The sequence below is a fragment of the Algibacter sp. genome, assembly GCF_049667265.1.
Taxonomy (GTDB): domain Bacteria; phylum Bacteroidota; class Bacteroidia; order Flavobacteriales; family Flavobacteriaceae; genus Algibacter_B.
This window is the reverse complement of the sequence record NZ_JBATHX010000378.1, coordinates 1-5,513: the sequence shown is the minus strand read 5'-3', so window position 1 is coordinate 5,513 and position 5,513 is coordinate 1. Positions and strand designations below refer to the sequence as shown.

The 5,513-nt window shown below is 33.5% G+C and carries 5 protein-coding genes; 2 read left to right on the top strand and 3 right to left on the bottom strand.

Translation table 11 applies throughout. The annotated features are described in order from the left end of the window. Both WBN21_RS13120 and secDF read left to right on the top strand, forming a co-directional pair. Positions 1-362, top strand: a 362-nt coding sequence (locus WBN21_RS13120) for a hypothetical protein (RefSeq protein WP_424200993.1), incomplete at its 5' end; no start/stop codon positions are given. Positions 363-587: 225 nt separating this feature from the next. After that, positions 588-3,569 (top strand): protein translocase subunit SecDF, encoded by a 2,982-nt coding sequence (gene secDF / locus WBN21_RS13115; RefSeq protein ID WP_424200991.1) that lies wholly within the window; start codon positions 588-590, stop codon positions 3,567-3,569. Positions 3,570-3,887: 318 nt separating this feature from the next. Here the strand turns inward: secDF and WBN21_RS13110 are convergent, their stop codons facing one another. The 3 genes from WBN21_RS13110 to WBN21_RS13100 form a co-directional block, all read right to left on the bottom strand. Beyond that, positions 3,888-4,454 carry an ASCH domain-containing protein gene (locus WBN21_RS13110; RefSeq protein WP_424200989.1) on the bottom strand — a complete coding sequence of 189 codons (567 nt, stop codon included), beginning with the start codon at positions 4,452-4,454 and terminating at the stop codon, positions 3,888-3,890. Positions 4,455-4,542: 88 nt separating this feature from the next. Continuing rightward, positions 4,543-5,040, bottom strand: coding sequence for a DUF192 domain-containing protein (locus WBN21_RS13105; RefSeq protein WP_424200987.1), 498 nt, complete (start codon positions 5,038-5,040; stop codon positions 4,543-4,545). Next, positions 5,027-5,513: prolipoprotein diacylglyceryl transferase (locus WBN21_RS13100; RefSeq protein ID WP_424200985.1), on the bottom strand; the 487-nt coding region annotated here is incomplete at its 5' end. The genes WBN21_RS13105 and WBN21_RS13100, both read right to left, overlap by 14 nt.

The window sequence follows — 5,513 nt, the reverse complement described above, 5'->3', positions numbered from 1 at the left end:
GTATTAAGGAAACACTTTCTGATGCAAACCACGTTGCGCTTCATTTAACTCCTTCTACTTCTCAAGAAAAAGATTCAAAAAACTATCCTTTTGAAGATTCAAACATCAGTTATAAACTTGATGTTTACGAAATAAAAAACGGACACAATTCTGGATGGGGCTTCGATGGGGCTATTAGTTTAGAAATTGAATCAAAAACCGATCGTTTTTTAGATCCAAATTATTTATCGGTTGGTAGTTTAGTTTATCAATACGAAGAAAATCAAATACATGTTACTTATAAGATTCGTAGAGAAATTACAATTCAAATAAGTAATCCACTTCACATAATTCCCGAAGTTAGGGCAGGACCCATTTCCTAAAAGGAATAATAGCTTGGTTAAATAAGGCATATATGATGCTTTAAAAATACATGGCTATTTTAAACGCCTTAAACATTCCGGTAAAACGAATCTAAAAAAGCAATTTTCACTTAGATTTATAATATTCATATTCAAAAAATAAAAATTGTCAAATTATATAGTAAACTCTATATTTGCTCGCCCGAAAAATTTCAGGTTTAAAAATTTGACGTAAAAAGTATAACAATGCAAAACAAAGGATTAGTAAAATTATTTGCTATTTTGTTTGGTTTGGTAAGTCTTTACCAATTATCATTCACATTTAAAGCAAATTCAGTTGAAAATGAAGCGCAAGAAATTGCGATTAGCAAAATAGCTGAATCAGAACCAGATTATCGCACACTTCGTAGTCAAGAAGAAGCAAACTTCCTTCAAGAAAAAGGAACCGATACCGTTTATAATATTGGTGTTGCAAAATTCACTTATAATGAAGTGAAGCAAAAAGCCATGAATCTTGGTTTAGATTTAAAAGGTGGTATTAACGTAATTCTTCAAGTATCTGTAAAAGATATCTTAAAAGGATTAGCAAACAATACTTCAGATCCAACTTTTAATAAAGCCTTAGAAGATGCTTCAGAAATCCAAAAAAACAGTCAAAACACATATTTAGAAGATTTCTTTACTGCTTTTGATGCTATTAAAGGTGATACAAAATTAGCTTCTCCTGATATATTTTACACTAGAGAACTTGATGGTGAGATCGATGGAAGTATGTCGGATGATGACGTAAAAGCTATTATTACAACCAAAATAGATGAATCCATTGTTTCAGCTTTCGAGGTATTGCGTAAACGTATAGATGAGTTTGGTGTAACATCACCAAATATTCAACGTTTAGGGAGTTCTGGACGTATTTTGGTAGAATTACCGGGAGTGAAAGATGTTGATCGTGCTACAAGTTTATTACAAAGTACTGCGCAGTTAGAATTTTGGGATGCTTATAAAGGAGAGACTTTCTATCAATTTATAGATCAAGCAAATGCTGTTTTAAAAGACATTGTAGTAACTGATGATGCAGTTGAAGTTGAGCCACAAGATGAAGAAAATGCTCAAAATGATCAAATTGATGATTTATTAGGAGATGCAGAAACAGATTCTACGGCAGTTGAAGAAAACAATCCACTTGGAAAGTTAATTAGAGGTCTTGGTTACCAAGGCGGACCAATTATCGCTAAGTTCGAAATTAAAGATAAAGAAACCGTTCTTGATTATTTAAATAAACCTCAAGTAAGAGCATTACTTCCTGCAGAACAACGTTATGCAAAGTTTGTTTTTGGTAAGCCAGAAAAGGATAGTGAAGTTGTAGATTTATACGCTTTAGTAGGCAATAGAGAAAACGTACCACCATTAAGTGGTGCTGTTGTAACAGATGCTAGAAACCAGTTTGGTCCAACAGGAAAATCTGAGGTATCTATGCAAATGAATGCTAAAGGAGCTAAAATCTGGGAAGAAATGACTGGAGAAGCTTATTCACAAGGTAGCCAAATTGCTATTGTTTTAGATAATGTTGTGTATTCGGCACCGGGTGTAACTACAGGTCCAATTGCTGGCGGTAGTTCTTCTATTTCAGGAGATTTTACATTAAACGAGGCAATAGATTTAGCAAACGTATTACGTGCAGGTAAATTACCAGCTTCTGCAGATATTATCCAAAGTGAGGTGGTAGGACCATCTTTAGGAAAAGAAGCTATTGAAAGCGGAACCATGTCATTCTTAATCGCACTTGTTTTAGTGTTGCTTTGGATGATTTTCTATTACGGAAAAGCAGGTGTTTTTGCAGATATCGCTATGTTATTAAACCTTTTATTAATCTTTGGTGTTTTATCAGGATTAGGAGCCGTATTAACATTACCTGGTATTGCCGGTATCGTACTAACCATCGGTATGTCGGTGGATGCTAACGTACTTATCTTTGAGCGTATTCGAGAAGAATTAGAAAAAGGAAAAGGACAAGCAGAAGCCATTAAAGATGGATTTAGCAATGCCTTGTCATCTATTCTTGATGCAAACATTACGACAGGTTTAACAGCGTTAATTTTATTTGTTTTTGGAACTGGACCAATTAAAGGTTTCGCAACTACTTTATTAATTGGTATTCTAACCTCTTTATTTACGGCTATTTTCATTACCAGATTATTAATCGATTGGTATTCAAACCGTGGCGGAAAATTAGATTTCTCAACAGGATTGACAAAAAACCTATTCAGAAACATTAACATCGAGTTTTTAAAGAAGCGTAAAGTAGCTTACATCATTTCTGGAGCATTATTACTTTTAAGTTTAGGGTCTTTATTTACAAACGGATTAAACCAAGGTGTCGATTTTGTTGGTGGTAGAACCTATCAAGTGCGTTTTGCACAAGATATAAGCGCATCCGAAGTGACAAGCCTATTATCACAACCAGAAGTTTTTGGTAGTGCCGATGCTAAAACCTTTGGAGATGCTAATCAGTTAAAAATTACCACTAAATATAAAGTAAACGAATCTGGAGCTGAGGTTGATGAAGAGATAAGAAAATCACTTTACCAAGCTTTAGTACCGCATTTAGAAGGCACAACTTACGAGCAATTTATCGATTTAAATGATGAAAACAAGCAAATAGGTTTACTTGAATCTTACAAAGTAACACCAACCATTGCCGATGATATTAAACAAGCATCATTTTGGGCAATTTTAGGGTCGTTAATTGTGGTGTTCCTTTATATTTTATTCCGTTTCAAAAAATGGCAATACTCATTAGGAGCCGTAGCGGCAGTATTCCACGATGTCCTTATCGTATTAGGGGTATTCTCGTTAACCTACAAGTTTATGCCATTCAGTATGGAAATCGACCAAGCGTTTATCGCAGCAATACTAACCGTAATTGGTTACTCATTGAATGATACGGTGGTAGTATTCGATAGAATTCGTGAGTTCTTCAACGAGCACACCTCTTGGAAATTCGATAAAGTTGTAAACTCATCATTAAGCAGTACATTAAGTAGAACATTAAATACCTCATTAACAACATTAGTCGTGTTGTTAGCCATCTTCATTTTTGGTGGTGATTCCATTAGAGGGTTTATGTATGCCTTAATAGTTGGTGTGATAGTAGGTACATACTCATCATTATTTATCGCAACGCCAATTATGTACGATAGCATTAAAAAGCTAGAAGACAAGAAATAAGACTAACTCAAATATTTCTTTTCAAGAGAGCCTATTGACTTACTGTTGATAGGCTTTTTTTACTTTGAAAGTATTTTTTTGGCGTTACCCTAAAGGGTCGGGCTTTACGTTACAAGTCCTCGCACCTCCTGCGTCGGGCTGTGGGCTTTCCTCTGCAATCCCTAACGCGTGTCCATCCGCCAAAGCTAGTCTAAAACCCATACTTTCAAACTATTTGGAAATGGTCATGGCAAACTAAACTGGTTATCCAAACTAAAATTTATTTTCATTTAAAACACCAGGTTTAACTATATAGAAGTAAAATGTTTTAATTCATTACTACTCATTTATTGTACATTTTGAAGTCCAAATTGTTTCAAAATTTTCACAAACAATAAGCATGTTTTTGGTAGGTTGTTCTCCATTTTGTTCCATGGCGCTAGCAAAAAAAACCCAATGTGCTTTTTTCCATTTTTCAAGTGGCTCAATATTTGTGCCCATATCTAAAGCAGCATACGCGCTAGAAATTTTATTAAATGGAATGGTATCTACTTTTTTAGTTTTAATTATAGCTTGTGCTTTTCCATGAAAATCCGTAACAATAAGTAATTTTCCTGTTTTTGGCAAATCGGCATTTGCCGCTTTATACCAAGCATACAAACCAGAAGAAGCTTTCTTTTCACCGTTTATAATCAATTTCGCCAATCGGTTTGCATCTGCTTCATTGTTATGAAAAAAGTCAGAATCTGGTAGTTCATTCGTTTTGTATTCGGGATTTGATGCGGTAAAACAGTTCCACATGTCATAAACGGTTTTATCAATTCCGTTTAAACTATTTTCATCACCTTGTCCAAAAGCCAATTTGGTAATTAGGAAAAGGAAAACTATTAAAGTTGGTTTTCTCATTAGTTTCTGTGGTTTTTCAATAATATAGCAACTCTACAGAGTTGTTAAAGGAATTTTCGATTCTTTTAATAAATTACCGAAACTTATTTTAAGGAATAAAATCAACAACATCGCCAACCGTAACACCCCAATTTTCAACCAAACCTGCATTAACTTCTAAAACGTATTTAGCCGGAGCGTTTGATGGAAGGGAAGATTCATCCAAAGGCTTTGCATTTTTCTGAAAACTAACAATACTTTTAGCTGCATTAATAAAAATAAGATCTAAAGGAATTTTAGTATTCTTCATATAGAAATTACGTGGCTGATTATTATCAAAAATAAAAAGCATCCCTTGGTTGTTTTTCATGGCGTTTCGGTACATCAAACCCGTTTCGATTTCATAAGCTGTTTCGGCAATTTCAATATCTAAAGTCACTTTTGTGGAGTCTTTCACTTTAAGAATAGTAAGTTCACCTTCTTTAGTAAAAGCAACTTCAGTTTGCTTAATTGCTTTTTTATCTTTTTTACAGCCTATAGAAACTATGGTTAAGGATAGCGTTAAAAAGAAAAAAAAGCGCTTTAAAAACATATTATTTAACTGCATTTTTCGATTTGTAAACAAACATAAAATATAACCCAATAAGAACAAAAGGAATACTTAACCATTGCCCAGTATTTAATCCAAACCAATTAATATATTCTTCACCTTGTGGCTCTTTAGTGAACTCGATAAAGAAACGAATAGTCCAAAGTAGAATTAAAAACAATCCGAATAAAAATCCAGGTTGATCTTTTTTAGTAGTTTTAGAGTAGAAATACCATAAAATCAAAAACACAAAAATATAGCAAAACGATTCATACAATTGCGACGGATGTCTGTATGGCACAGCATCCAATAAATTTTGAAATTGTGGATTATCAGTTACAGCATTGTAAGCTTTTTGAACATCTTTAATGCCAGTACGTTGTACAATTTCACTTTTGTAATATTGGTCTTGTATAAAACGAACCCCTAGATTAGAATCTGTTATTTTTCCAATTATTTCGGAATTAATAAAATTTCCTATTCTAATAAAT

Coding starts and splice junctions, on each gene's coding strand:
- secDF (WP_424200991.1), top strand. CDS start 588: ATGCAAAACAAAGGATTAGTAAAATTATTTGCTATTTTGTTTGGTTTG.
- WBN21_RS13105 (WP_424200987.1), bottom strand. CDS start 5,040: ATGCAGTTAAATAATATGTTTTTAAAGCGCTTTTTTTTCTTTTTAACG.
- WBN21_RS13110 (WP_424200989.1), bottom strand. CDS start 4,454: ATGAGAAAACCAACTTTAATAGTTTTCCTTTTCCTAATTACCAAATTG.